Below are 24,384 nucleotides of genomic sequence, written 5' to 3'. Positions count from 1 at the left end.
TCACGGGCACGCGGTCGGACACGGTCACGGCAGTCACCGCCCCTGCCGCACGAAGGGAGTGATGTACGCGTGCAGCGCTCCGGCTGGTTCGACCGGCCAGCCGCGCGCGTAGGCGGGCGGACGGCCCTCCGGCCGGGTGAGGACGGCGAACGGTGTCCGGTGGGCGGCCCGGGTCAGTGCGGCCGCCGTGGTGCGGGCGTCGTGGCCCGCGGTCTGGGCGGAGCCGCAACCGGTGTAGAAGGCGATGGGCACGGCCTCGTAGCCACTGAGCAGGCACGGTGGTCGCACGCCGAGCGTGTGGAGGGCGGTCGCGGTCCGGGACCAGTCGGTGCGGGCGGCGGCGGCGCTGTGCACGGTCCTTTCCAGGACGACGTACTGCACGGCCAGATGGCCGGCCAGCCCGACCACCACCAGGCCGACGGCAAGAGCGCGCGCGGCACCACGGGCCGGGACGGTGACCACGTGGACGAGGCCGTGGGCGACCGGCAGGGCGAGCAGGGCATAGGCGGGCAGCAGGAAGCGGGGGGCCGCGTAACCGATGAGGAAGAGGTAGGGGACCGCGGCCGTGAGGGCGCAGGCCGCCGGGAGCGCAACCGGCATCGCGCGCCGGGCACGGACGGCAGCCACGGCTCCGAGGGCGGCGAGCGGAAGCAGCGCAAACCACCACAGGGTCACCGCCGGACCGGGGACCGGACCGGTGCAGGGCCGGCACAGTGTGCGTCCGCCGAGACTGCGCACCTGGTCCAGCACGGCGAGATGCCGACCGAGGCCGCCCTGGACGCGAGAGGCTTCCGACAGGCGCTGCATGAGCCCGCCATAGCTCACGTACGCCTCGATCACCCACTCGCCGACGCCCGCCAGCAGTCCGGCGGCCGGCACGGCGAGAAGGCGCGGACGGCGCAGGGAGAGCACGAGCAGGGGCAGCACGGCATAGACCGCGTCCAGGGGACGCATCCACCCCATCAGCGCCGCGCCCGCGAACACGCCCCACCAGGCCGCCCGGTCCCGGGTGTTCACGCGGGCGCGCAGGAAGCAGCCCACGCAGGCCAGTGCTCCGACGGCGACCCAGTAGTTGGGCATGGCCTCGGGACCGTAGAACAACGTCACCCACAACGAGGCGAACAGCGTGCCCGCCAGGGCCAGGACACCCGGCATGAGGTGGGCGCGCCAGACCCGCAGGCCCAGATAGAGGGCGAGGCCGGACAGCACCGCGAGATACACCCTGAGCAGGACGGTCGAGTCGGACCACGACGCGATCGGGGCGACGAGCAAGGAGATGCCGCGGGCACGGGGCGCGCTGAAGAACGCGGCGGGTGCGTGACCGCTGACCTGACTGACGTAGACGGTCTCGTCCCAGCCGAGTCCGAGGCCCGGCCGCACGAGGACGAGCTGGGCGACGGTGAACGCGGCCGCGACCGCCGCGAGCCGGGGGTCCCCGCTCAGGCGCCGGGGCCGGGGCGCCCGCGCCAGGAGAACGGTGAGCGGGCCACCGGTCTTCGTGACGTTCGCGCCGTCGGCCATCGCACACCTCTTTCACAGCACGCCACAGACCAATGGCTCCTACAACTCGTAGGAGGTCACTCCACCCTACGGGTTGCAGGGTGAGAGGCGAGTGAGGAGACGGTTTCCTCCGCGAGGCGATGGGGCGGGTCGGCCGGGCCGCGTCGGCCTGCCAGTCGGCGCTCGGGCGGGCGAACCCGAGGTCACGGGCGAAGATCACCGCCTGGACGCGGCCCCGGACGCCCATCTTCGCGAGGGCGCGGCCCACATGCGTCTTCACGGTCGACTCGGCGACGACGAAGCAGGCGGCGACCTCGCCGTTGGTCCAGCCCTTGCCGATGGCCACGAGGATCTCCCGCTCGCGTTCGGCGAGGGAAGCGAGGCATGGATCCTCGCCCGGGGCGCCCCGTCCGGCGGGCACATGCCGGGCGCACGCGTCCAGGATGCGGCAGGTGAGGGCGGGCCCGGCACGGCCACCGGCCCCGTCCCCGCCCCCGCCCGGGTCAAAGCCCCCCCTCGTCCAGGCACCGGCCCGCAGTGCGGTTCCCGCGCTCCTGGCCATGGCCCTGGCATGTACGGCGACCGGAGCATCGCCGCTGGTCGGGGCCGTCCGGCTGCACCACGGGGTCGAGGTCACCCAAGGCGAGCACCTCTCCGAATGACGGCCCACAACCCAGCGTGAGATACGTGAAATAAGGGAAGCCTTCCCTCACTGTCTACATTTACGTAGACTCCGCTCCGGCCGGGCAGGTGCGTCCGTGCCGTCGGCCCACCCGTGTGAATCGAGGCTCCCCATGTCCGCCAGACCCCGTCCCCTTCTGCTCGGCGCCGGCATCGCGACAGCCGTCGTCGTCACCCTGTCGGGCTGCACGCAGAAGGCGTCGGGCGAAGACGGCGCGGTCACGGTGACGGCCTCGGACTCGGCATGCAAGGTCTCCAAGGCCGAGTTCGCGGCCGGGCACGTCACCTTCGCCCTGGAGAACACCGGCTCCAAGGTCACCGAGGTGTACGTACTCTTCCCCGACGACCGGATCGTGGCCGAACGCGAGAACATCGGCCCCGGCACCAAGGCGTCCCTGGTCGCCGAACTCAAGGCGGGGGACTACGAGATCGCGTGCAAGCCCGGCATGAAGGGCGACGGCATCCGCCAGAAGATCAAGGCCACTGGCGAGAACACGGCCGCACAGCGCAGTCCGGAAGCGGACGCCGCGGTCGCCTCCTACCGCTCCTACGTGCTGGCCCAGGCCGAGCAGACCCTGCCCAAGGCGAAGGCGTTCACCGACGCCGTGAAGACCGGCGACGTCGAGAGGGCCAAGCAGCTCTACGCCCTCTCACGGATCGGCTGGGAGCGCACCGAGCCGGTCGCCGAGTCGTTCGGCGACATCGACCCCAAGGTCGACGTCCGTGAGGACGGACTGGAGGAGGGGCAGGACCCGGCAACCGATTGGACCGGTTGGCACCGTCTGGAGAAGGCTCTGTGGGCCGACGGCAAGATCGGCGCGCGCGAGAAGGAACTCGCCGACCGGCTGATGACGGACCTGGGCGACTGGGTGAAGAAGGTCGGCACCGCCGAGATCACCCCGACGTCCATGGCCAACGGCGCCAAGGAACTCCTCGACGAGGTCGCCTCCGGAAAGGTCACCGGTGAGGAAGAACGCTACTCCCACACCGACCTCGTCGACTTCAGGGCCAACCTTGAGGGTGCCCGGAAGTCCTACGACCTGCTCAAGCCGATCGCGGTGAAGAACGACCCCTCTCTCACCAAGGAACTCGACAAGCAGTTCACCGCGCTTTCGACACTGCTGGACACGTACCGCACGGACAAGGGCACGGACCAGGACTCCTACGAGTACGTCTCCTACGACAAGGTCGCCGAGGCCAAGCGCAAGGAACTGTCCGACGGGGTGAACGCCCTGGCCGAGCCTTTGTCGAAGCTCGCTGCCGCCGTGGCGAAGTGACCCGCGCACCACGACCGTCAGGAAGGCGTATGTCCGAGGAACCGCGAACCTCCGCACCTTCGCGTCGCGTGATGCTCGGCTGGGGCGGCGCCGGGCTCGCGCTGGGCGCCGCCGCAGCGGGAGGCACGGCCGCCCTCGCCTCGCGCGGTGACGACAGCCCCGGCGCGGACGGCGGCGCCGTCTCCTTTCATGGCCGACACCAGGCCGGTATCGCCGGCGCCGTGCAGGACCGCCTGCATTTCGCCGCGTTCGATGTGAAGACCGAGGACCGCGCCGAACTGGTCCGCATGCTCAAGGAGTGGACCCGGGCCGCCGAGCGGATGACGGCGGGCGGCGCTGTCGGCGACGGCGCGTACGGGGGCACACCGCAGGCACCGCCCGACGACACCGGCGAAGCCCTCGGCCTTCCTCCGTCCCGGCTGACGCTGACCGTCGGCTTCGGCCCCTCCCTCTTCGACGACCGGTTCGGCCTGGCCGACCGGCGGCCCGCCGCCCTCGTCGACCTCCCGAAGTTCCCCGGGGACAACCTCGATCCGGCCCGCAGCGGCGGTGACCTGTGTGTCCAGGCGTGCGCGGACGATCCGCAGGTCGCGGTGCACGCCATCCGCAACCTGGCGCGTATCGGATTCGGCACGGTTGCGGTGCGCTGGTCCCAGCTCGGCTTCGGCAAGACCTCCTCCACCACCCCGGACGCGCAGACCCCGCGCAACCTGTTCGGGTTCAAGGACGGCACCCGCAACATCGCGGGCACGGAGACGGACCGTCTGAAGAAGTTCGTGTGGGTCGGCGAGAAAGACGGCCCCGCGTGGATGACCGACGGCTCGTATCTGGTGGCGCGCCGGATCCGGATGCACATCGAGACCTGGGACCGTACCCCCCTTCAGGAGCAGGAGGACATCTTCGGGCGGGACAAGCGCGAAGGTGCTCCCGTCGGCAAGGCGCGCGAGCACGACGAGCCGTTCCTGAAGGCGATGAAGCCGGACTCACACGTCCGGCTCGCGCACCCCGACTCCCACCACGGCGCAACCCTCCTGCGGCGCGGCTACTCCTTCACCGACGGGAGCGACGGACTGGGACGCCTCGAAGCGGGCCTGTTCTTCCTCGCCTACCAGCGTGATCCCCGTACCGGATTCCTTCCCGTCCAGACCGGCCTGGCGCGCTCCGACGCGCTCAACGAGTACATCCAGCACGTGGGTTCGGCACTCTTCGCCATCCCGCCGGGCGTCCGTGACACGGACGACTGGTGGGGCCGGGCGCTGTTCGTCTGACGCACCCGAAAGCGCACCACTGCTTCAACCGGAGAAAGGAACCGGCGTGTTCGGCAACTACCTCATCGGACTGCGCGAGGGGCTGGAGGCGAGCCTTGTCGTCTGCATCCTCATCGCCTACCTCGTCAAGACGGGCAACCAGCGCCGGCTGCCACCGGTCTGGGCGGGCGTCGCCATCGCCATCGCCCTCTCACTCGCCTTCGGCGCCCTGTTGCAGTTCGGATCCTCCACGCTCACCTTCCAGGCCCAGGAAGCCCTCGGCGGCACCCTGTCCATCCTCTCGGTCGGCCTGGTCACGTGGATGGTGTTCTGGATGCGGCGCACCGCCCGCCACCTCAAGAGCGAACTCCAGGACAAGCTCGACACGGCCCTCGCCCTCGGCACCGGCGCCCTGGTGATCACCTCCTTCTTCGCCGTAGGACGCGAAGGACTGGAGACGTCCCTGTTTATCTGGACCGCCGTGCAGGCCAGCGGCGACGGTGTCCGCCCGCTCGTCGGCGCTGTACTGGGCCTGGCCACCTCCGTGGTCCTGGGCTGGCTGTTCTACAAGGGCACTCTGCGGATCAACCTCGCCAAGTTCTTCCGCTGGACCGGCGCCATGCTCGTCGCCGTCGCCGCCGGCGTCCTCGCCTACGGCATCCACGACCTCCAGGAAGCCGACCTCCTGCCCGGCCTGCGCAACCTCGCCTTCGACATCAGCGGCATCATCCCACCCGACTCCTGGTACGGAACCCTGCTGAAGGGCATCTTCAACTTCCAGCCCGACCCGACCGTCCTCCAGGTCACCGTCTGGCTCCTCTACCTCATTCCTGTGATGGCCCTCTTCCTCGCCCCCGAACGCCCTCGCCCGGCCGCCCAGCCCCGGCAACCAGCGCCCCGGCCGACGGCCGAGTAACCACAAAGCCCGGTTGCCTCCGCCCACGACCGAACCACCGGGTGGCAGCGATCGACTCCGAGACTTCCCGCAGACCCGGACACCGACACCGACGGTGATTGCCATGAACTCCGCCTCGGCCGCACTGCTGCCGGTCAACGCCGTGCTCGCCTGGGTCCTGGCCGTCCTCCTGGCCGTCGCCGTCGCGGTCACGGCCGTGGCCCGGCTCTCCCCCGAGCAGAGCTTCGCCCGTGCGCGCGAGGTGCTGACCGCCGGCGTGCGCGCAGCCCTCCAACTGGCGGCCGTCTCCGTCATCATCGGCTGGGTCGTCCACCACGGCGCGGCCCTGCTCGGTTTCCTGCTGCTGATGTACGCCGTCGCCGTGCGCACCGCGGGTCGCAGAATCACGTCGGACGGCACGTGGTGGTGGGCGGCACTGCCGATCGCGGCCGGCGTCGTCCCGGCCGTCGCACTCCTGCTGGCCACCGGCCTGCTGCCGCCGCGCGGCATCTCCCTCATCCCGGTGACCGGCATCCTGATCGGGGGCGCGCTCACCGCGACCGTGCTGGCCGGACGACAGAGCCTGGCCACGCTGGAACAACGGCACGGCGAGGTCGAAGCCGGCCTCGCGCTCGGCCTGACGGAGCGCGAGGCCAGGATCGAGATCGCCCGCCCCGCAGCTTCCGACGCGCTGGTGCCCGGCCTGGACCAGACACGCACGGTCGGGCTGGTCACCCTGCCCGGCGCGTTCGTCGGCATGCTCCTGGGGGGAGCCGACGTGCTCACCGCCGGTGCCGTGCAACTGTTCGTCCTCGTCGCCCTCATGGCCGTGCAGGCCGTCGCAGTGGCCGTCACCCTGGAACTGGTCGCCCGTTCCCGCATCACGGCACCCCGGCGCGGTACCGAGCCGCCGTCCCGGCGGCGGACATGGTCCTCATGGCGGACCCGCCGCACCACACGCGGCAGTTCGGCCCCTGAAAGCCCGACGTCATGATCGGGCGAGCAGCACCGCAGCAACTCGTATACGGCCTGCGTCGCCACGACGCCTTCCTGAGCGGCCACCGGACCCGCCCGGTCGGGCCGTCCCGACCGACGGCCGAGACCCGAGGCCGACAGCGTTCTCCCACCCGTGCGCCTGCCCCGGGAGGGAGATGATGTCCGAGAGCAGGAGGCCCAGCGCCGAGTCCGTCGACGCCGCGGTTCCACAGGCCGAGCAAGTGGTGGAATGGCTGGCTGCCCGTGGCGAAGTCGAGCGGACACTCCGCGCAGCCCTCGGGGGACTGCCGAGCGAACGGGAAGAACGCCTTGCGCGGATGGCGGACGTACTGCAGGCCACCGCTCGGGGACTTGAACCGCGGGCAGCCGCCGTGTGGGCCGGTGTGCCCGGACCCCTTCTTCACCAGTGGCTGGCGAACGACCTCGATTTCGCCGCGGCTGTCCGAGCGGCCTCGGCCCTGGCCATGGCCAACGTAGGTCACCCCGGTGAGTCGCAGACCTCGGCGATGGTCCGTGTCGTGGTCCAGGCGATGAGCGGAGGCGCACCGTTCGGGGAGGCCGCCGACGCGGCGGGGCTGAGCACGCGCAGCCTCCGCCGGCTGTGGCGCGCGTCGCCCACCCTGGTCGCTCTGCTGGAGGCGGCACGGCGTGTCCGGTCACGCAAGCCCGAGACGTATGTCCCGTCGACGTACCGGCCCAGGAAGCCGGGGAGGAAGCCGCTCGAAGGCGGATACCGCCTTGTGCGGCGTGACGCCCCCTGAGAAGGCAGCCCTGAGTCGTTGGTCAGGAACCAAGCACGTGCTGGGGCGTCAGGCGGGAAGCAGTCCTGTGGTGGGACCGCTGTCCGTGAGGTGACCTGCGTCGAGCAGGTGGACGGTGTCGGTGTAACGGGCGACCAGGTGATGTTCGTGGGAGACCACGACCAGGGTCATCCGGTGTTCCGTCCGCAGGCGGGTGAGGAGGTCCATGATGGCGGTCGCGGTGTCGGCGTCGAGGGCGGAGGTGACCTCGTCGCAGAGCAGGATGTCGGGGTCGGCAGCGAGGGCGCGGGCGATGGAGACGCGCTGGCGTTGTCCGCCGGACAGTTCGCCGGGGTGGCGGTCGGCGTAGTCGGCGGGAAGGCCGACCTGCGCGAGGAGTTCGGCAACGCGGTCGGGACGGGCGCTCCTGGGGAGATCCGTGTGCAGGCGCAGTGGCCTGGACAGCTGCTGGCCGACGGTGTTCCGGGGGTTGAGAGCGGCGAGGGGATTCTGGGGGATGAGCTGGATGCGTCGCCGCTGTTCCCGCGTGCGGCGCTGCACCCGGGCGGCCAGGGGGCTGCCGCCGAGGGTGAGCTGCCCTGTGTGGGTGGGGTGGAGTCCGGCGAGGACGCGCAGCAGGGTGGTCTTGCCCGATCCGGAGGACCCGATGACGGCGGCGGCCGAGCCGGGGGCCGCGGTGAACGCGACACCCGTCAGTGCGGGACTCCGTCGGCTGCCGGCGACGAAGAACGCGTTGATCGCCTGCGCGGCGATCGACTCTCCCCCGGGCTTGTCGCGCGGGCTTGTCGGGGCGGCAGGCATGCTGACGGCCGCGCGCGGTGCGGACGTGGTCCTGGGAGTGATCCGGACGGTGTGATCGGCGCAGGTCTCGACGAGGTGGGGGTCGTGGGTGGCGATGACGACCGCGAGGTTCCGGCTGCCGGCGAGGTGGCGCAGCAGGTCGGCGATCTCCTCACGCACTGCGGCGTCGAGTCCGGCGGTGGGCTCGTCCAGAAGAAGAACCCTGGGGGTACGGGCGAGAGCGCGGGCGAGGGCGACGCGTCGTTGCTGGCCGCCGGAGAGAGCGGTGGGCCTGCGGTTGGCGATCCCGGTGTCGACGGGCAGGCGGCATTCGGCGAGCAGGTCGAGGACCTTCTCCTCGGCCGGGTCGGTGGCGAGTTCGGCGACCAGGCGGCGCACGGTCATGCGGGGGTCGAGGGCGGAGCCGGGGTCCTGTCCGACGTAGGCGACCGTCGTACGGCGCACCAAGCGCAGTTCGTCGGCCGACAGCAGGTGCGGGGTGCGCCCGAGGACATCGAGGGCACCGGTGACGACGGCGCCCTGGGGAAGATGGCCGATGAGCGCACGCAGCAGGGTGGTCTTGCCCGAACCGGAGGCGCCCATGAGCGCGGTGACCTGTCCGGGATGGATCTGCGCGGTGGTCTCGGGCAGGAGGACCGGGCCCCCGGGCAGGCGTATTTCGAGACCGGCGACGGAGACGAGGGGTGGTCGCGTCGTGTCCTGGGAGGTGGTGGCGGGGGCGGGATCGCTCATGCGCGGGTCACCGCCTTCGCAGTGGTGTCGGGAGCCAGGGAGAGGGTGACCAGGTTGACCGTGACGGCCAGCAGGGCGATGGCCAGGCTGGGAGCGAGGACGGCCCACGGGTTGAGGAGGATGCCGGAGGCGTTCTCACGGACCATCAGCGACCAGTCGGAGGCGGGCGGCTGGGGTCCGATCTGAAGAAATCCGGCCATGGAGATGACGTAGACGGCTTCGACGAACCGCAGTCCGAAGAGGGTGAGGATGGTGGAGCGGAGGTTCGGCAGGATCTCGCGCAGGGCGATGTAGGTGGTGGACTCGCCGCGTGCCAGGGCCGCTTCGACAAAGCCGGCCGTGGCGAGAGGGGACGCGGCGGCCGCGACGACCCTGACCGCGTACGGCACGCCGAGGACGACGGCGGCGGCGATCACGGCCCAGCGCCCGCCGCCGGGCCAGGCGAGGGCGATGAGCATGATGCCCAGAAGGGGCGGCAGGAGGATCGCGATGTCGGCGCTGCGTTCGACCGCACGGCCGAGCAGGGGCCGCAGTACGGCGACGCAGCCGATCAGGGCGGCGGCCAGGGTCGTGACGACGGCGACCAGCAAGGCGCCTGCGGTGAGAAGGGTGCCGCCGTGCAGGACGCGGCTGAGCACATCACGGCCGAGCTGGTCTCCCCCCAGCGACGCTCCGTTTCCGGGTGCGGCGAAGGGAGCGGTGACGGGGGTGTCGATCGTGTGCGGCGCCACGATCGGTCCGGCGAGCGCCAGCAGCAGCAGGCCGGCCGGCACGACAAGTGCGGTGGCTCTCGCCCGGCGGGAGGGCCGACGTGTGGCCGAAGGCGCGGCGGCGGTCATGCGCGGGCTCCCAGGGTGGCGTGGCGGATGAGGTCGGCGGCCAGCAGCACCAGGCTGATGACGGCTCCGGCGCACATGACGACCCCGGCGATGAGCGGGGTGTCGCGCGCGGCGACCGCCCCGGCCAGGACGGTGCCGATACCGGGGTAGTTGAACAGGGTCTCCACCACGACCGCCCCGCCGAACAGCAGGCCGGTGGAGGTGGCCAGGCCGGTGGCGACGGCCGGTACGGCGCCGGGCAGCTGATGCTTCAGCAGGATCCGGTGCACGGGCAGTCCGTCGAAGTGGGCGGCTTCCACGTGCGGGGTGGACGCCTGGTCGGCCAGCGCGCCCCGCACGACGCGGGTGTTCCACCCGGTCTGCGGGATGACCAGGGCGAGGACCGGCATGATCAGCATGGTCCAGGTCGCGGGTCTGCCGTCGCCGCCGGTCACCGTGACAGCGGGCAGCCACCCCGTCCACAGGGACAGCACCAGCAGCAGGGCGGCCGACACCACGAATTCGGGCACCGCGAACGCGGCGGTCGCCGTGTGGGCGATGATGCGGTCGGTCAGGCGGCCGGGGCGGGCGGCGGCCCAGCACCCCAGCAGCAGGGCCAGGACCACGGTGATCACGAACGCGCTGCCTGCGAGGACAAGGGTGTTGGGCAGCGGGTCGGCGAGCAGTTCGGTGACTTTCTGGCCGCGCGCGGAAGTGCCCAGGTCACCGGTGGGCAGTGCGGTCATCCAGTCGGCGAACCGCTCCCACACCGGGCGGTCCAGGCCCAGCAGGTGGCGGCGTTCGGCAAGGTCGGCCGCGCTCTCCCCGCGCTCGGCGGAGGCGCTGGCCGCGTCTCCCGGAAGCAGTTCGACTGCCGCGAACACCAGCGCGAGCAGGGTGACGAGCATCAGCAGCCGCCGCCCGAAGGTTCCCGCGATGCGGGCGGCGAGCTGTCCGGCACGGCGTGGGGCGGTTGCCGCCCCCGCGTCGGGAGCGGCCACCCGGCCGGTGCTGGCCGCGCGGCTCAACGCAGCCACACGCCTTCCAGCTGGACGCGGCCGTAGCCGGCGAGCTCGGGCAGGTTCTGGACCTTCGCGGCGGCGAGGTCGATGCCGTCGGCCATGCCCCACAGCAGGTAGCCGGAGCGGTCGTACTCGATCTGCTGGAGTTCCTTCAGCGCCGTCACGCGCTTGTCGGGGTCGGCGGTGCCGATGACCTTGCGGTAGGAGGCGTCGAAGCCTGCGTCGTTCCAGCCGGCTTCGTTCTGGCCCGCTTCGCCGACCATGGTCTTGGAGGCGAAGAAGATCACCGAGTCGTTGGTGCCCCAGTAGGTGGTGTAGAAGTCGCCGGTCTTCCAGGTCTTCTCCCAGAAGGCGCCCGACTCCTGCTTGACGACCTTGATCTTGATTCCGGCCTCGCGGGCCTGCTGGGCGAACAGTGTCGCGGAGTCGGCGAGACCGGAGATGTCCTCGGTGGTGACGAGCTCGTAGGTCCTGGACAGGTCGAAGCCCGCGTCCTTCAGCAGTTGCCCGGCCTTGGCCAGGTCCTGCTTGCGCTGCGGGATGTCCTTGGCGTAGGCGGGATCGCCGGTTCCCAGGATGTCGTTGGCGACGGTGCCGTAGCCGGACAGGACCTGCTTGACCATCGCCTCCCGGTCCACGACGAGGCGCATCGCCTCACGCACCCGCTCGTCCGCGAAGGGGCTGCCCTTGACCGTGCGCATGACGATCGGCATCGCCATGTCATCGGGGCGGCGCAGCACCTGGACGTCCTTGCGGGATGCGGCGGTACGGGCCGCGACGGCTCCGGCGTTGGAGGCGAGGTCGATCTGTCCGGCGAGCAGCGCGTTCGCCATCGCCTGCGGGGTTTCGAACATGGTGACCTCGATCGCGTCGAGGTGCACGGTGCCGCCGTACCACTTATGGTTGCGCACCAGGCGGGCGTTCCCGCCGCGGAACCAGTCCAGTGTGAACGGGCCGGTCCCGGGGGCCTTCGCGATCTCCGAGTCCTTGGTGTCCTTCTTCATCACGAAGGAGGTGAAACGGGTCAGGAGCGGAAACTCGGCGTTGGCGTAGTCGGAGACGAGTACGACGGTGTCCGCGCCTTCGGCGCTGATGTTCTTGGCCTGGATGCCGGGCAGGCGGGCCGCGCCGGAGGGGGTGTTGCGCAGCCGCTTCAGCGACCACACGACGTCCTCTGCGGTGACCGGCGTGCCATCGTGGAAGACAGCACCCTCGGCGATCTTGAACTTCCAGGTCTTCAGGTCCGCCGACGGCTCCCACGAAGCGGCAAGGCGCGGGGCGGTGTTGGTCTTGGCGCCGGGGACGGTGAGGGTGTCGAAGACGAGGGCAAGGATGAGGTAGTCGCTCTCGTTGGCCTGGGTGCCGTGCGGGTCCCGGGTGATCGCACTCGCGCGTCCCAGTGCGCCCACTCTCAGGGTGCCGCCGGAGCGGGGCTTCTCCGTTGCCGCACCAGAAGCCGCGGCGCCCCTGGAGTCCTCATCGCCGCCGCTGCAGGCTGCGAGGAATCCGGCCACTCCGATGCCGGTGCCGGCCCACAGCAGCTGTCGTCTGGTGACTCCCACGTCTTGTCCTCGTCTCAGGTCGCACTGGCCATTTCTTAGGTTTACCTAACCTGATCCGGCCAGACTCCGCAAGACGCCCCACCTCGCACCAGAGATCACGAGAGGCGATCGAGTTCACCTCAAGTCTGCTGGTCAGAAGCATTTTTGATGGCTCATCAGATATGTTCACGGTAACCGAAAATCAGACTACGTTGATGTAGTCAATCACATCCTTTAGGGTTGCCTTACCTAAGTGGCGGGGTTACGTTCCTGGTGTCCGGCACCCGTCCCCGAGCCGCGCCGGGCCCTACGACGCTCGCCCCGTTCCCACCTCATTCGAGCCGGTGCAGCCGCATGCCCGCGCTTCGTTTCGCCCTGCCCTGGAAGGTGCCACCGTGCCCACCTGCCCTGCCCCGGTACGCCGTCTCGACGCCACCACCGCAGCCGAAATGACCACCGCCGCAGCCCAACTGCTCGCCGACCACGGCTCTGCCACGTCTCCCGGTCTCCTGGCTGCCCTGCCCGAGGCGTGCACAGGGCTCAGCAACGAGGTGCGCCACGCGCTGCGGCCCGTGGACACCGCTGACGGCCTGTTCGTCCTGCGGGGCCTCCACCCCGACGACACCGCACTCGGACCCACGCCCGGCCACTGGTCGACCGCCGGTGACGCCGGGGCTCTGTGGGACACGGTCCTGCTGCTCGTCTCGGCACTGATGGGCACGCCGATCGCCTGGGACGGCCAGCAGGACGGCCGGTTCGTCCACAACATCGTCCCCTCCCCCGGCCACGAGAGCGAGCAGACAGGCGCTTCCAGCTCCGTCCTGCTCACCCCGCACACCGAGGACGCGTTCCACCCCGGTCGCGCCCATCTGCTCCTGCTGTGCTGCATGCGCAACCGCGACAACATCGCCACGACCGCGGCCAGCATCCGCCGCACCGAACTGGACCGGGCGGATGTCGAGCAGTTGAAGCGGACGGTCGTGCCGATCCTGCCCGACGACGCCTACGAGCAGGCCCGACAGTTCCCCGGCCGGCCTGCCCCGGTACCGACCCTCTTCGGCGCCCCGGAAGGTCTGACCATGCGTTTCGACCCCGCCTACACCCCGATCGACGAGGCCGACACCGGCTGGAGCGACGCGTACCACCGGCTGGAGGAGGAACTGGCCCGGGTGTCGGTCACGGTGAGCCTTGAGCCCGGCGACGTGCTGGTCGTCGACAACGACATCGTCGTCCACGGCCGAGTGCCGTTCCGCGCCCGCTACGACGGCACCGACCGATGGCTCAAGCGGGCCTCGGTGCGTGTTCCCGGCCGCACGACCCGCCCCGAGGCGGAAGCAGCCGAGCACGGATACGGCCAGGCCGCCCTCGAAGCGTACGTCCGCTGACACCCCGACCCGGCTGGAGGAACCTGTGACCGGCATACCCTCGGACCGCCGCCTGCGGATCCTGTCCACCAGTGACCTGGCTGGCATCGACATCACCCTCAGGGACGTGCTCGCCACCGTCGAAGGCGCCTACCGCACCCTCGCTGACGGCCTGTCGGACAATCCGCGCAAGCTCACCGTCAAGCCCGGCGACGGCCACTCCGTCTCCTACGCGATGCTGGGCCGGGACGGCACCCGCGAAGTCGTCGCCGTCAAGACGTCCTACAAGCACGGCTTGGACAAGGGCCGCGAGGAACAGCACTACTACACGACGCTGACCCTCTACGACGACGTCACCGGTCTGCCGGTCGCGATGATGGACTGCTCCCGGATCGGCTCCCTGCGCACCCCCGCCGTATCCGCCCTGCTGGCACGTGAACTGGCCACTCCGGGCTCACGGACGGCGCTGGTGGTCGGCACCGGCACCCAAGGCCGCCTCGCCCTGCCGTTCCTGGTGACCGCGCTACCCGATCTGGAACGGCTGCTGATCAGCGGTACCCATCCCGACGGCCTCGCCGCCGTACGGAAGGAACTGCACACCCACTTCCCCGACCGGGACGTCGAGGTCGTCTCCGACCTGCGGGCCGCGGCCGGGGAGGCCGACATCATCGTCGCCAGCGCGGGCGGCCACACGCCGGCCGCCATCGAGGCCGACTGGCTGGCGGAAGGCACGCTGTCCGTCCTCGTCGGACACGGACTCGCGCCCTCCACCCTGCACCGCGCGGACCGCGTCATCGCCACCAGCGAAGCCCAGATGAACGTCACGGGAGTCGACATGGCCGACACCGACGGCAAACTCCCCTCTGTCGACGCCGAGTTCCCCGCCGTACTGGCCGGTGCGGCGCCGGGACGCACCTCGCCGACGGAGCGGATCTTCGCCTACAACAGCGGCCTGGTCGTCACCGACATCGCCCTCGGCCATCGCTTCGCCCAACTCGCCCTGGGTACCTGCCTGGGCACCGAGGTGGCCCTGTGGCAGTGAGCACCCCCGCACACTGGCCGGCCCTGCCGGTGCTGCCGGATGCCGCCACGAACGCGGTGGTGGCATCCGGACTGCTGCCAGAACTCGCCTACGCTCTCGGCGGCCCCTTCCACTTCCTGCTCCCCGACGCCTTCACCGCCAACCTTCACGCCATGCAGAGGACTCTGGAAACGGCCGGTGTGGAGGGGTTCGTCTACTACGCGAAGAAGGCCAACAAGGCGGCCGTCTTCGTCGAACAGGCCGCCGCGCACGGCGCGGGCGTGGACGTCGCCTCCGCCGCCGAACTGCGCGAGGCACTCGGGCACGGGGTACGCGGCGAGCACCTCATGGTGACCGGCCCTGCCAAGGACCGCGCACTGCTGCGCCTGGCCGTCACGCACAGCGCCCTGATCGCCGTCGATGCCCTCGACGAACTCGACGCCGTCATCACCACCGCGCTGGCGGGGCCCATCCGACCGGCCCGCATCCTGCTGCGCGTCCTGCCTCCGGCGCAGCCCCACAGCCGCTTCGGCATGACCGACGACGAACTCGCCACCGCCCTGGACCGGTGCCTTCAGGGAGGCGAGGCCCTGCGGATGGAGGGGTTCAGCTTCCACCTGTCCGGCTACGCCCTCCAGCCCCGCGCCGACCTGGCCGCCCGCCTGGTCGGGAAGTGCCGCACGGCACGGGACATGGGCCTGGCGGCCGGCCGTGTCTCCATCGGCGGCGGTCTGCCCATCAGTTACACCGACGCCGACAGCTGGCACACCTTTCTCGACACCCAGCAGCCCGCCCATTACCACGCCGACAAGACCTTCAACAGCAGCGACTTCTACCCCTACCACTCGCCCGTGTCCGGCGCCCGCGCCCTGGAGTACCTGCTGGAGACCCGCCCCGAACACGGGCACGGCACACTCGCCCAGATCCTCACCGACGCCGGGGTGGAACTGTTGATGGAGCCCGGACGTGCCCTGCTCGACCAGGCCGGCGCCACCGTGTTCACCGTCCAGGGAGCCAAGGACCGCGAGGGCTGCCAACTGCTGACGGTCAACGGCACCAGCCTGAGCCTGTCCGAACAGTGGTTCAACAGCGAATACCTCCCCGACCCCCTGCTGATTCCCCTGAAGCCGGCCACCGCGTCCGGGGTGTTCCCGGCGAGTGTCGGCGCGGCCACCTGCCTGGAGTCGGACATGCTCACCTGGCGCAAGATCGCCTTCCCTCACCGGCCCCGGACCGGTGACCTCCTGCTCTACCCCAACACGGCCGGCTACCAGATGGACTCCAACGAGTCCCCCTTCCACGACCTGCCCCTGCCGCCCAAGGTCGTCATCGACCACACCGACCGGCCCCGGCCGCGCTGGCAGCTGGACCGCCACTTCACCTGATCACAGCCCGCCCTCGCCTTGCCCTCCCCCTCACAGGAGTCTTCTGATGCCCGGAGCCCTTCAGCGGCCCGCCGTGGTCTCCCGCATGTCCGACCTGATCGGCTGCACCCCTCTGCTGGAACTGGCCACGACCGAGACCGGCAGCCGCCTCCTGCTGAAGCTGGAGATGTTCAACCCCACCGGCACCGCGAAGATCCGTATGGCCCGCGCCATGATCGACGCCGCCGAAGCCGCCGGGGAGCTGCGGACCGCAGGCCGGATCATCGAGTCCACCTCCGGCAACACCGGCCTGGGACTGGCCGTGATCGCCGCCGAACGCGGCTACACCTTCACCGCCGTCGTCGACCACCACGCAGCCGCCGACAAGCTGCGCGCCATGAAAGCCCTGGGCGCCGAACTCGTCTACATCGTCAACGACGGCGCCGAAGAACTCGCCACCGCCGCCAGGGAAGAACTCGCCGAGGACATGGCCCGGGACGAGGACAACACCGTCTTCACCGAACAGCACAACAACCCTGCCAACGGTGTCGGTTACTTCCCCGTCGCCCACGAGCTCGCCCAAGCCCTCGACGGCCGCCTCGACATCCTCATCGGCGCGGTCGGCACCGGCGGGGGCCTGTGCGGCACCGGCCGCGAACTGGCCAGGCTCGTATCCGGCTTCACCGTCATCGGCGTCGAGCCCAAGGGGTCCATCGCCTTCGGCGGGCCCGCCCACGACTACTACCAGTCCGGCACCGGCACCCCCGAAGGCGCCGAGATCGGCGCACTGGTCGACTTCGACCTCATCGACGAAGGCGTCAAGGTCGGCGACATCGAAGCCTTCGCGACCTGCCGCGCCGTGGCCAGGACCGGGCTGCTCATCGGCGGCTCAGCCGGCGGCGTCGTGTACGAGGCACTCACCCGCCTGCCCGCCCTGCCGCCGGGCACCACTATGGTCGCCCTCATCAACGACGGCGGGGAGAAGTACATGGACACCGTCTTCAACGACGCCTGGATGCGTGAGCGCGACCTCCTCAGTCCCGCAGTTGAACGCGAAGTCGAAGACCAGCTCACCAAGCTCCGCAGGAACCGGTAACCCCCGATGCTGACCACGCTTCTCCGCGACAGTCGCGCGCTCGGTGCCCTCGCTGTCCCCCTCGTCCTCACCCAGCTCGCGCAGGTCGCCCTGACGACCACCGACACCGTGATGATGGGCCTGCTGGGCACCACCGAACTCGCGGCCGGCGGCCTCGCCATCGTCATCTTCAACCAGATCCGCACCATGGGCGTCGGCCTGGTCACCTCCGTCGGCAACCAGATCGCGGCAGCAGCAGCCCGAGCCGAGCAGGCCACTCCAAGCACCGGCCCAGAGGACGCGCAGCAGGCAGCGCACAACGAAGTCCGCAGCATCGTCCGGGCCGGCCTGGCCGTCGCCACCCTGGCCGGCGCCGTCGGCGCGCTCGTCATGATCCTCATCGGGCAGTCCCTGACCTGGCTCGGGCAGAACACCGACGTCGTCGACCTCACCCGGACGATGCTCTACGCCCTCGCACCCGGCCTGCTGCCCTGCCTGTGGTTCCAGGCCATACGCCAGTTCACCGTCGGCATGCGCAAGCCCCAGGCCCTCCTCCAGATCACCCTCGCCTCCATCGCCGTCAACGCCGGACTCAACTGGGTCCTCGTCCACGGCACCTTCGGCCTGCCCCAGCTCGGCCTGACCGGCGTCGGCATCGCCACCTCCACCGTCTACCTGCTGTCCTTCCTCGCCCTCTACCTCGCCGCGAGAACACACCCCTACCTGGCCCCGCTCCTCACCCTCGACATCGCCCGTGCCGACGCCGCCACCGTCAAACAGCTTCTCGGCCTCGGCATCCCGATCGCGGCCACGTACGGCTCCGAAGCGGGCTTCTTCTCCGTCACCGCCCTCATGGCGGGCTCCTTCGGCCCCGACGCGCTCGCCGCCCACACCGCCGCCAACCAGCTCGTCTACATCGTCTTCCAGACAGCCGTCGGCCTCTCCCACGCCGCGTCCATCAATGTCAGCCGCGAACTCGCCCTCGGCAACCCCGAGGGGGCCCGACGCATCAAGAACACCGCACTCGCCTGCGCCGCCGCCGTCATGACCGTCGTCGGCATCGTGTACCTCACCCTGCCGCGCCTCGTCCTGGCCCCCTTCCTGGAGACCGGCTCCGAACAGGCCCTCACCATCGCCACCCACCTGCTGATCGTCACCACGTTCCTGCAGTTCTTCGACTGCACGCAGAACATCGGCGTCGGACTCCTGCGTGGCCTGAACGACACCAAGAGCGGCTTCCGCATCACCCTCATCGGCTACTGGGCCATCGGACTCCCCGCCGCCTGGCTCTTCGCCTACGCCCTGGAACTCGACACGGTCGGCATCTGGCTGGGACTCCTCACCGGCCTCGCCGCCACCGCCCTGCTTCTGCTGCGCCACTACAACACCGCACTCGCCGCAGCACAGCCCCGGCCCACCACGGCAGCCGCCTGACCTCACCGGTACGGGAGCAGCCGGAAAGCCCCCTTCGCCGTGCCACGGGCAATACGGCCGTCGAAGGGCCTGCCTTTCTCAGGGAGCGCCGTTCCCGAACAAGGCGCGCAACGTATCCCACATACCCGAGCAACCCGACGGTGTGGTGACGCCGACCAAGTCCTGCGCCGCGTACTCCACGTACTCGTGCAACCCGTAAGCCAGCGCAAGAGCTCCCACGGCCGCGACGACCACTGTCCCGGCCAGAGCGGCGACTCCGACCCGTCGGGCACCGCCTCGCAGAGCCTGCGGCTCAGGCGCCAACAGGGCCTCGACGCGCCGCGGCACGGGTCCACTCGTCACCGACAGCAACGGATACCCGTCGGCACGGCCGTGAGATGCCCCGGCCAGCGCCGCTCGGGCGATGGCCGCAGCCGCCACCCGGCGGTCACCCACGACCGCGGCCGCCTCCTCGTCCGCCCAACGCTCCAGATGGAAACCCAGCGCTTCACGCAAGCCCCGCAGAGCGGGGTGCACCACGGCAGCGAGATCGGCCACTGCGGACAGCAGATGGTGACGACCCGCCAGGTGCGCCCGCTCATGAGCCAGCAACACCTCACGCTCACTCGCCTTCAGGGACCGCACCATCGCGGACGTCACCACGACCCGGCCACGCCGCCCCCGGTAACCGGGAAGCGCGAAGGCGTCCACATCTCTCCCGGAAACCACCAGCAGGTCGCCGTCCCCCGTGCCCCCGTCCGCCGACAGCCACGCAGTCCTGAGCACAGAACGGTGCTGAAACCAGCGCCGTACGAGCAGCACGAGCTGGACGAGCATCACCGCTCCAGCAACACAGGCGAACGGAACGGCAGCCGGCCATGCCTCCAGCACCCGCACCAAAGACAACTGCTCCAGTGCGGCGAGGAACGGGACATGGAACAGGCCGACCAACGCCGCGATCGTCCCACCGGCCAGCAGGACCGCGGCCCCTGTCAGTACCCAGCACGCCTCGCGCGGCGCAAGAACACCCGCCAGGTGCCGTGCGATCGGCGCCGCACCCCACGGAATCGCGAGAGCCAGCACGACCAGCACCAGTACATACGTCACGAAGAGCCTTCCTCGGCTTCCAGCAGCAGGCGGCGCAGAGTCTCCTCGTCGGACGCGGACAGCGAGGACACGAACCGCTTCAGCACCAGTTCGCGACGCGGCTCGCTTTCCAGCTCACGACGCATGCGGCCCGCGGCAAGTCCCTCCGCGTCCTCCACCGGCTCGTAGGCGAATCCGCGTGTCACAGGGATCCTGCGCAGCGTGCCCTTCTCGTAGAGGCGACTGAGGATGGTGGCCATCGTCGTCCTGGCCAGCCCTTTGTCGAGCACGGCGTTGACCTGCTGCGCGGTCATCGGCTTACCGACCTGCCACAGGACCGCCAGCACGTCCGCGACGAGCTCACCGTGCGGGCGCCTCTCGTCCTCACCACTGCGCGACATCTCTCTCCCGTCCTCCCGCACCCCACCATGGCGCGGCGGCCCAACTCGCTCACACCCCAGCGGCGTCCACAACGATGCAGACGATTACTGCGGATGCACTAAGGCATACCTTATTTAACGCCCCCGAATGACTTGCGTGCCGCCCCTCGACGCCCCCGTCGACCGCAAGGCTACGGTCGACAAGATCCTCGACGGCCCGGGACGACCTGCGTACAGGCCGCTGCCGGTCGACTACCCCTGGTACGCGAAGGGCAGCGCGGGAGAAGGACCTCGGCAAGGCCCAGCGGATGCTGGACCAGGCGGGCTGGAAGACCGGCGACGGCGGTATCCGCGCCAAGGCCGGCCGAAGGGCGACCTTCACCCTGCTCTACCCGTCGGGCGACAAGGTTCGCAAGGGCCACGCCCTCGCCTACGTCTCCGACGCCAAGAAGGCCGGCATCAAGGTGCAGGTGGAGAGCGCCGCCTGGGAGGCCGTGGAGCCGAGGATGAAGGACGACGCGGTCCTCGCCGGCTTCGGCAGCACCGGCGACCCCGACTTCGGCCTCCACAGCGCCGAACCCCTGCGCGCCACCGGCCGCCGCGACGCACTTCTGACGCCCGGCAGGTCGATCCCGGCCAGGAACCGCCAGTCCCCGGCCGTCACCCATCAGTCATCCCGCCTGAAGATATTTCCGCAGGACATGATCACGAAAGGTATGCACCACCGGCAGCGAAGAATCTGCTGGTGAGCTCCTTGCGAGGCGAACCAGCACCTGCCCTCACACCAAGCTGACCAGCGAAGCGCCCGAGGGCTACAGCCTGAGAACTCTTCCTACTCAGCCGTTGAAACCAGTGCGAGGCACTCGAGGCACCACGACTCCCCGGGCACATCGAGATCCAGCGGAACCTCCCGCACGCCCGAAGAGGCCGCCAGCCCCTCCTCTTCGCTACACGCGATCGCCTGGAAGTCCTCGACCACGGCCCCGACCGGCGCATGCCAGACCAGCCAGCCGGAGCCGAGGCCGCGTCCACGAATACGTTCTGAAGTAGCGATCACGACGGTCTCCTACCGGCGGCTCCCTCCGAGCCGCTGCCAGCCCCATGCTCCTGACACATTGCGCCAGGGATCTGGGGAATTACGTGCTCTGTCGCTGATCTTGTGACGGTGTGGGTGTGCCAGCGGCGACTGTGATCATGATCCGCGTGTACTCCGCGGAGTTTCGAGGTGCTGTTCGATGGACAACGTCCCGCGCCGAGCCTCACAGTTGTCGGCCATGGGGGAGCTGCTCGACATCATGGGTGCGGTGGTCGGCGCCGGCGGCCTGGCGCTCACGTACCTCGGACTCAGGCATCAGTGGAAGCAGGCGCGGGAACTGGGCGTCCGACAGGTGGCTCTTCAGACGCGAGAACGCGAAACGGAGCGCCAAGACGCGACACTGCACGCGTCCATGCTGCGCGTGGCGGTCGGCAAGCAGCCGTCCCGCCTCGGCTTGTCGGTCGCCCTCTGGTGGCTCACCGTGACGAACGACAGCACGCAGCCGTTCACCGGCGTGGCCCTTCGCTACGGCGACCAGGCACTTGCTCCTGCCGAGCTCAACGGGCTTCTGGGTCCCGGCGCGTGCGTCACGAAGGCGCTTCCGGTCAACGGAGAGGAGCCCGACCCGGCGCGGTGCTTCGTGGAATTCACCGACGTCGCCGGACGCCCCTGGCGCCGCTTCGCGTCGGGGGACCTGCACCGCGGTCACCTCGGTCCCTTGGACGGTGAGGTCCGTTGGGAGGCGGGCGAGGCTCACCACGTTCGCGCGGCCCTCGTTGGGGGCTCGGAAGTGAGCGCGGGCAGCGGGGCAATCGCTGCGACGGGGGGTTCACTCTCGGGAGGTTTAAACGCGCGGACCGTCGTCGCCGTCGTGTGTGGCATGGCGGTGACCGTGGTCATGGTCGTCGCGTGGTTCGTCACCGTTCGCTGAGTGACCGCAGCCTCGTTGACCGCCACCATCCGCCGCAACTCCCGATACGCTCCCGCCCATGGACGTACCCTGGGCCTCCATCATCGCCGGAACGACGGCCGTCTTCAGCGCCGTCGCCACGGGTGGCGCCTGGCTCGCAGCGCGCCGGGCCAACTCCACCGCGGACGCGGTCGCTCGCATCGAGCGCGAGCGCTGGCACGCCGACCTCACGCCGCAGTTCAACGTGACCATCGAGCGCGGCGACGGTGACCGCGCCACGCTGAGCGTGCACCTGGCCGGCCCGCTGCCCCTGGGCCACCTGGACGAGGTCCGCGTGGAGGTCAGGCAGAGCGACGACATGGACTACACCCCCAGGCTCGCGGGCGGGCCCACGCCGGAGCAGGCGGCCGCCCAGGTGTGGGGGCCGCTGCGGTTCGTGCCTAGCTCGGACGGCGCGGACGCGAACGGGCAGGTGATCCCCGGGTTCCCGCTGCGCGTGGGCGCTGGCCGGCCCCTCGCGCTGGAGCGCACGCGGTCACCCCTTTGGTGGGAGGGCAACGACCGGGAGGCGCGCTGGCGGGACAACTGGCTCAACAAGCCGATGCGCCTGGTCCTCACCTGCCGCCGGGACGGCTTCGCCCCCTGGACGGTGCCGTACGAGGTGGACGTACCGCAGGTGCCCCGAGTGCGAACCATCGGCTGACCGCAGCCCTACCCTGTCGGCCTCCGAGGGACTACTTGGGCAGGGCAAGGCTTTGAGCCCCGAGCGCGAACAGCAACCTCCCGCCGGATGTGGCGATCTGCGCTGGTGTCGGCTGACCAGGGTCGGAGCTGCTTCCGACCGGTGTGCCCGTCCCGGCAGTTTTCTTCTTCTCCATCCAGCCGGATTGGGTGCGCCACTGCTCGCGAACGGCCTCTAGGCGGCTCGCGCGCACCTTGCCACTCGCAACGAGCGCGGCACCGAGCATCTTGACTCTCAGCTCAAACGCCAGCGCCTGCGGCGTTGCCGGGGCTGTGGCCTCGCGTGAACGGACCACCGCACGGTGAAGCTCAGGCGGGTCGAACAGCGTCCGAGCCTTCGCCACGATGACCTCCTCGTTGAAGACCCCCGTGTAGAGGGCGTCACGGACAGCATGTAGGAACTGCCGACGGAGGTGTGGCGTCCCCAGGCGGGGGTCGTCCAGCGGCGCGATGAGTTGGCGCGCGCCTTCCAGAGCCTGGGCCTTGGTGCTTCTCGGGTCGCCGACGTGAGTGGCAAGTGCGCGTAACGCTTGGTGGGTCGGAACCCAGTCGTCACCCCAGTAGAACCACATAGCCAGCGGAACTCGCGCGAGCAACGGGATGCGCGGGGTCTCGACTCTCGCGTGCAAGAGCAGCAGGAAGACGCGGCGCTGCTGGGCTGAGTGGAGTGCCTTGTCCGAGCCGTGAGGGCCTGATCGTCGCCGTTGCGGGCTGTTCAGCAGCCCCAGCGAGACCCAGTCGTGTATGAACGTCGGGTAACGGGGTAGCCCGCGAGCGCGGCGTCATGGACGAGGTCATCGATGGTGCCCGGGCCGTTGATCGTCACCTGTGGAAATTACACCGATCCCGTGCGGCTGAGGGGCCGTTGGCGCCACCGGCGGCGAGTTTCCCCTCCTAGGCTCAGACGTGCCCAGGGGAAGACCACCGTCAGCCGAACCTTGGCGGCGTGGCCGACGGTGGTCCCCTGCCGGCGTGGCATCAAGCACCCGACGAGGAGACCGATGGCCAACACCGTGAAAGACCATATGGCAACCCCGCCCGACCCTCGGGGAGCCAGAAAGTCACCTGGGCGGAGGCGCGTATCCCGTTACGCCAGCTTGATCGGGCTGAACATGATGCGAGGGGCAGCCTCCGCGGCGGGAGCCAGCGCCATCGGCTGGCTGCTCGTGTGGCTTCAGTGCCACTGAACCCGAGCACAGGGTGCCGGTAGCGGGGGCCGGGATCTCGGTGTCGACCTTGCCAACCGGCCGCCAGGGAGCGGGTGACAGTGCCCTCGGTGACACTTTCGACCGGTCGCTGTCATCGCTCCTGCTGATCCAGAACGTGGATGTGGGGCCCGCCCACTGGACGAGCCCCACCCTTGATCACCGCTTTCGAGCTACCGTGACTGGAGCCACCAGATCACGTAGCCGATCGCGAAGCCACCGACGCCTGTGCCCGCGCCGTAGGCGACGCCGAGGACGAACCGCCTGGCCAGCGGCTTGCCGCGCCGGGCGAGCCGGTTTTGCCGCGGCGGCTGGCCAGAGGGAGAACCCTCAGGCGGTGCTGGCTGAGCCTGTGACGCGTTGCTAGTGCTCTGACCGGATTGGTTCGCCGGATTGGTGGTCGTGGCGGTTGGATGTGGGGGTGACGACCGATCCCGACCGCTGGAGGCGCGGTGGCTGAGCAGGTCCGTGTGCGCAGACTGACCGACCAGGAGGGGCAGAAGCTGCAGCAGATCGTG

General features: G+C 70.1%; 21 protein-coding genes and 3 pseudogenes. 13 read left to right on the top strand and 11 right to left on the bottom strand.

Features of this window, described 5'->3' with window-relative positions:
- Window positions 1-33 precede the first annotated feature (33 nt).
- Together ABZ490_RS45295 and ABZ490_RS45290 are read right to left on the bottom strand one after the other, a co-directional pair.
- On the bottom strand, window positions 34-1,521 hold the full coding sequence (locus tag ABZ490_RS45295) for a hypothetical protein (protein ID WP_359004413.1): 1,488 nt from the start codon (window positions 1,519-1,521) through the stop codon (window positions 34-36).
- A 199-nt stretch (window positions 1,522-1,720) separates the two neighbouring features.
- A pseudogene (locus tag ABZ490_RS45290) lies at window positions 1,721-2,062 on the bottom strand (helix-turn-helix transcriptional regulator); the annotation flags it as partial.
- A gap of 232 nt (window positions 2,063-2,294) precedes the next feature.
- Here ABZ490_RS45290 and efeO point away from each other — a divergent pair.
- The 5 genes from efeO (at window position 2,295) to ABZ490_RS45265 (ending at window position 7,357) form a co-directional block, all read left to right on the top strand.
- Window positions 2,295-3,458 carry an iron uptake system protein EfeO gene (gene efeO / locus ABZ490_RS45285; protein WP_359004410.1) on the top strand — a complete coding sequence of 388 codons (1,164 nt, stop codon included), beginning with the start codon at window positions 2,295-2,297 and terminating at the stop codon, window positions 3,456-3,458.
- Between the two features lie 29 nt (window positions 3,459-3,487).
- Window positions 3,488-4,726 carry an iron uptake transporter deferrochelatase/peroxidase subunit gene (efeB, locus tag ABZ490_RS45280; RefSeq protein WP_359004407.1) on the top strand — a complete coding sequence of 413 codons (1,239 nt, stop codon included), beginning with the start codon at window positions 3,488-3,490 and terminating at the stop codon, window positions 4,724-4,726.
- A gap of 46 nt (window positions 4,727-4,772) precedes the next feature.
- Window positions 4,773-5,621 (top strand): iron uptake transporter permease EfeU, encoded by an 849-nt coding sequence (gene efeU / locus ABZ490_RS45275; protein WP_359004404.1) that lies wholly within the window; start codon window positions 4,773-4,775, stop codon window positions 5,619-5,621.
- A gap of 103 nt (window positions 5,622-5,724) precedes the next feature.
- Entirely contained in the window at window positions 5,725-6,594 is an 870-nt protein-coding gene (locus ABZ490_RS45270; protein WP_359004401.1) for an ABC transporter permease, read from the top strand.
- A gap of 466 nt (window positions 6,595-7,060) precedes the next feature.
- Complete coding sequence (locus ABZ490_RS45265) at window positions 7,061-7,357, top strand: hypothetical protein (protein WP_359004399.1); 297 nt, start codon at window positions 7,061-7,063, stop codon at window positions 7,355-7,357.
- Between the two features lie 48 nt (window positions 7,358-7,405).
- Here the strand turns inward: ABZ490_RS45265 and ABZ490_RS45260 are convergent, their stop codons facing one another.
- The 4 genes from ABZ490_RS45260 to ABZ490_RS45245 form a co-directional block, all read right to left on the bottom strand.
- Window positions 7,406-8,890 carry an ATP-binding cassette domain-containing protein gene (locus tag ABZ490_RS45260; protein ID WP_359004396.1) on the bottom strand — a complete coding sequence of 495 codons (1,485 nt, stop codon included), beginning with the start codon at window positions 8,888-8,890 and terminating at the stop codon, window positions 7,406-7,408.
- Complete coding sequence (locus tag ABZ490_RS45255) at window positions 8,887-9,729, bottom strand: ABC transporter permease subunit (protein WP_359004393.1); 843 nt, start codon at window positions 9,727-9,729, stop codon at window positions 8,887-8,889. Before ABZ490_RS45255 ends, ABZ490_RS45260 begins: the two co-directional genes overlap by 4 nt.
- Window positions 9,726-10,616, bottom strand: coding sequence for an ABC transporter permease (locus ABZ490_RS45250; protein WP_359004498.1), 891 nt, complete (start codon window positions 10,614-10,616; stop codon window positions 9,726-9,728). The genes ABZ490_RS45255 and ABZ490_RS45250 overlap by 4 nt, the downstream gene beginning before the upstream one ends.
- 116 nt (window positions 10,617-10,732) lie before the next feature.
- Entirely contained in the window at window positions 10,733-12,292 is a 1,560-nt protein-coding gene (locus tag ABZ490_RS45245; protein ID WP_359004390.1) for an ABC transporter substrate-binding protein, read from the bottom strand.
- A 374-nt stretch (window positions 12,293-12,666) separates the two neighbouring features.
- Between ABZ490_RS45245 and ABZ490_RS45240 the strand changes: the two genes are divergently transcribed.
- Genes ABZ490_RS45240 through ABZ490_RS45220 form a run of 5 tightly spaced genes read left to right on the top strand, consistent with a single transcriptional unit; the run spans window position 12,667 to window position 18,529 of the window.
- Window positions 12,667-13,656, top strand: a complete 990-nt coding sequence (locus ABZ490_RS45240; RefSeq protein ID WP_359004387.1) for a TauD/TfdA family dioxygenase — start codon at window positions 12,667-12,669, stop codon at window positions 13,654-13,656.
- Window positions 13,657-13,681: 25 nt separating this feature from the next.
- The gene (locus ABZ490_RS45235) at window positions 13,682-14,677 is read left to right on the top strand and encodes an ornithine cyclodeaminase family protein (protein ID WP_359004385.1); all 996 of its coding nucleotides are present in this window, start codon (window positions 13,682-13,684) and stop codon (window positions 14,675-14,677) included.
- Window positions 14,668-16,041 carry a Y4yA family PLP-dependent enzyme gene (locus tag ABZ490_RS45230; protein WP_359004382.1) on the top strand — a complete coding sequence of 458 codons (1,374 nt, stop codon included), beginning with the start codon at window positions 14,668-14,670 and terminating at the stop codon, window positions 16,039-16,041. Before ABZ490_RS45235 ends, ABZ490_RS45230 begins: the two co-directional genes overlap by 10 nt.
- Before the next feature lie 46 nt (window positions 16,042-16,087).
- Window positions 16,088-17,116, top strand: a complete 1,029-nt coding sequence (locus tag ABZ490_RS45225) for a cysteine synthase family protein (protein WP_359004379.1) — start codon at window positions 16,088-16,090, stop codon at window positions 17,114-17,116.
- 6 nt (window positions 17,117-17,122) lie between these two features.
- Window positions 17,123-18,529, top strand: a complete 1,407-nt coding sequence (locus tag ABZ490_RS45220) for an MATE family efflux transporter (protein WP_359004376.1) — start codon at window positions 17,123-17,125, stop codon at window positions 18,527-18,529.
- A gap of 78 nt (window positions 18,530-18,607) precedes the next feature.
- On the opposite strand, the gene ABZ490_RS45215 is transcribed toward ABZ490_RS45220, so the two are convergent.
- Entirely contained in the window at window positions 18,608-19,615 is a 1,008-nt protein-coding gene (locus ABZ490_RS45215; protein WP_359004374.1) for a M56 family metallopeptidase, read from the bottom strand.
- The gene (locus ABZ490_RS45210) at window positions 19,612-19,995 is read right to left on the bottom strand and encodes a BlaI/MecI/CopY family transcriptional regulator (RefSeq protein ID WP_359004371.1); all 384 of its coding nucleotides are present in this window, start codon (window positions 19,993-19,995) and stop codon (window positions 19,612-19,614) included. Before ABZ490_RS45210 ends, ABZ490_RS45215 begins: the two co-directional genes overlap by 4 nt.
- 145 nt (window positions 19,996-20,140) lie before the next feature.
- Between ABZ490_RS45210 and ABZ490_RS45205 the strand changes: the two are divergent.
- Window positions 20,141-20,543: pseudogene (locus ABZ490_RS45205) on the top strand (ABC transporter substrate-binding protein); the annotation flags it as partial.
- A gap of 263 nt (window positions 20,544-20,806) precedes the next feature.
- On the opposite strand, the gene ABZ490_RS45200 reads toward ABZ490_RS45205, so the two are convergent.
- A complete protein-coding gene (locus tag ABZ490_RS45200) occupies window positions 20,807-21,031 on the bottom strand; it encodes a hypothetical protein (RefSeq protein WP_359004368.1) in 225 nt (74 codons plus the stop codon).
- Between the two features lie 217 nt (window positions 21,032-21,248).
- Here ABZ490_RS45200 and ABZ490_RS45195 point away from each other — a divergent pair, with 217 nt between their 5' ends.
- Both ABZ490_RS45195 and ABZ490_RS45190 read left to right on the top strand, forming a co-directional pair.
- Window positions 21,249-21,941: a hypothetical protein gene (locus tag ABZ490_RS45195; RefSeq protein WP_359004365.1), complete on the top strand. Its 693-nt coding sequence runs from the start codon at window positions 21,249-21,251 to the stop codon at window positions 21,939-21,941.
- Window positions 21,942-21,999: 58 nt separating this feature from the next.
- Window positions 22,000-22,623, top strand: coding sequence for a hypothetical protein (locus ABZ490_RS45190; RefSeq protein ID WP_359004362.1), 624 nt, complete (start codon window positions 22,000-22,002; stop codon window positions 22,621-22,623).
- A 31-nt stretch (window positions 22,624-22,654) separates the two neighbouring features.
- Here the strand turns inward: ABZ490_RS45190 and ABZ490_RS45185 are convergent, their stop codons facing one another.
- Both ABZ490_RS45185 and ABZ490_RS45180 read right to left on the bottom strand, forming a co-directional pair.
- Window positions 22,655-23,233: a hypothetical protein gene (locus tag ABZ490_RS45185; RefSeq protein ID WP_359004359.1), complete on the bottom strand. Its 579-nt coding sequence runs from the start codon at window positions 23,231-23,233 to the stop codon at window positions 22,655-22,657.
- An 806-nt stretch (window positions 23,234-24,039) separates the two neighbouring features.
- Window positions 24,040-24,384 (bottom strand): annotated as a pseudogene (locus tag ABZ490_RS45180) (hypothetical protein); the annotation flags it as partial.

Origin of the sequence: Streptomyces sp. NPDC005811 (assembly GCF_040630405.1) — a bacterium.
GTDB lineage: Bacteria > Actinomycetota > Actinomycetes > Streptomycetales > Streptomycetaceae > Streptomyces.
The sequence above is the reverse complement of the archived record's forward strand: the minus strand, read 5'-3'. Positions and strand labels throughout refer to the sequence as shown.

Coding starts and splice junctions, on each gene's coding strand:
- ABZ490_RS45295 (WP_359004413.1), bottom strand. CDS start 1,521: ATGGCCGACGGCGCGAACGTCACGAAGACCGGTGGCCCGCTCACCGTT.
- ABZ490_RS45190 (WP_359004362.1), top strand. CDS start 22,000: ATGGACGTACCCTGGGCCTCCATCATCGCCGGAACGACGGCCGTCTTC.
- ABZ490_RS45195 (WP_359004365.1), top strand. CDS start 21,249: ATGGGGGAGCTGCTCGACATCATGGGTGCGGTGGTCGGCGCCGGCGGC.
- ABZ490_RS45250 (WP_359004498.1), bottom strand. CDS start 10,616: ATGCTCGTCACCCTGCTCGCGCTGGTGTTCGCGGCAGTCGAACTGCTT.
- ABZ490_RS45220 (WP_359004376.1), top strand. CDS start 17,123: ATGCTGACCACGCTTCTCCGCGACAGTCGCGCGCTCGGTGCCCTCGCT.
- ABZ490_RS45225 (WP_359004379.1), top strand. CDS start 16,088: ATGCCCGGAGCCCTTCAGCGGCCCGCCGTGGTCTCCCGCATGTCCGAC.
- ABZ490_RS45210 (WP_359004371.1), bottom strand. CDS start 19,995: ATGTCGCGCAGTGGTGAGGACGAGAGGCGCCCGCACGGTGAGCTCGTC.
- ABZ490_RS45260 (WP_359004396.1), bottom strand. CDS start 8,890: ATGAGCGATCCCGCCCCCGCCACCACCTCCCAGGACACGACGCGACCA.
- efeO (WP_359004410.1), top strand. CDS start 2,295: ATGTCCGCCAGACCCCGTCCCCTTCTGCTCGGCGCCGGCATCGCGACA.
- efeB (WP_359004407.1), top strand. CDS start 3,488: ATGTCCGAGGAACCGCGAACCTCCGCACCTTCGCGTCGCGTGATGCTC.
- ABZ490_RS45265 (WP_359004399.1), top strand. CDS start 7,061: ATGGCCAACGTAGGTCACCCCGGTGAGTCGCAGACCTCGGCGATGGTC.
- ABZ490_RS45185 (WP_359004359.1), bottom strand. CDS start 23,233: ATGTGGTTCTACTGGGGTGACGACTGGGTTCCGACCCACCAAGCGTTA.
- ABZ490_RS45255 (WP_359004393.1), bottom strand. CDS start 9,729: ATGACCGCCGCCGCGCCTTCGGCCACACGTCGGCCCTCCCGCCGGGCG.
- ABZ490_RS45270 (WP_359004401.1), top strand. CDS start 5,725: ATGAACTCCGCCTCGGCCGCACTGCTGCCGGTCAACGCCGTGCTCGCC.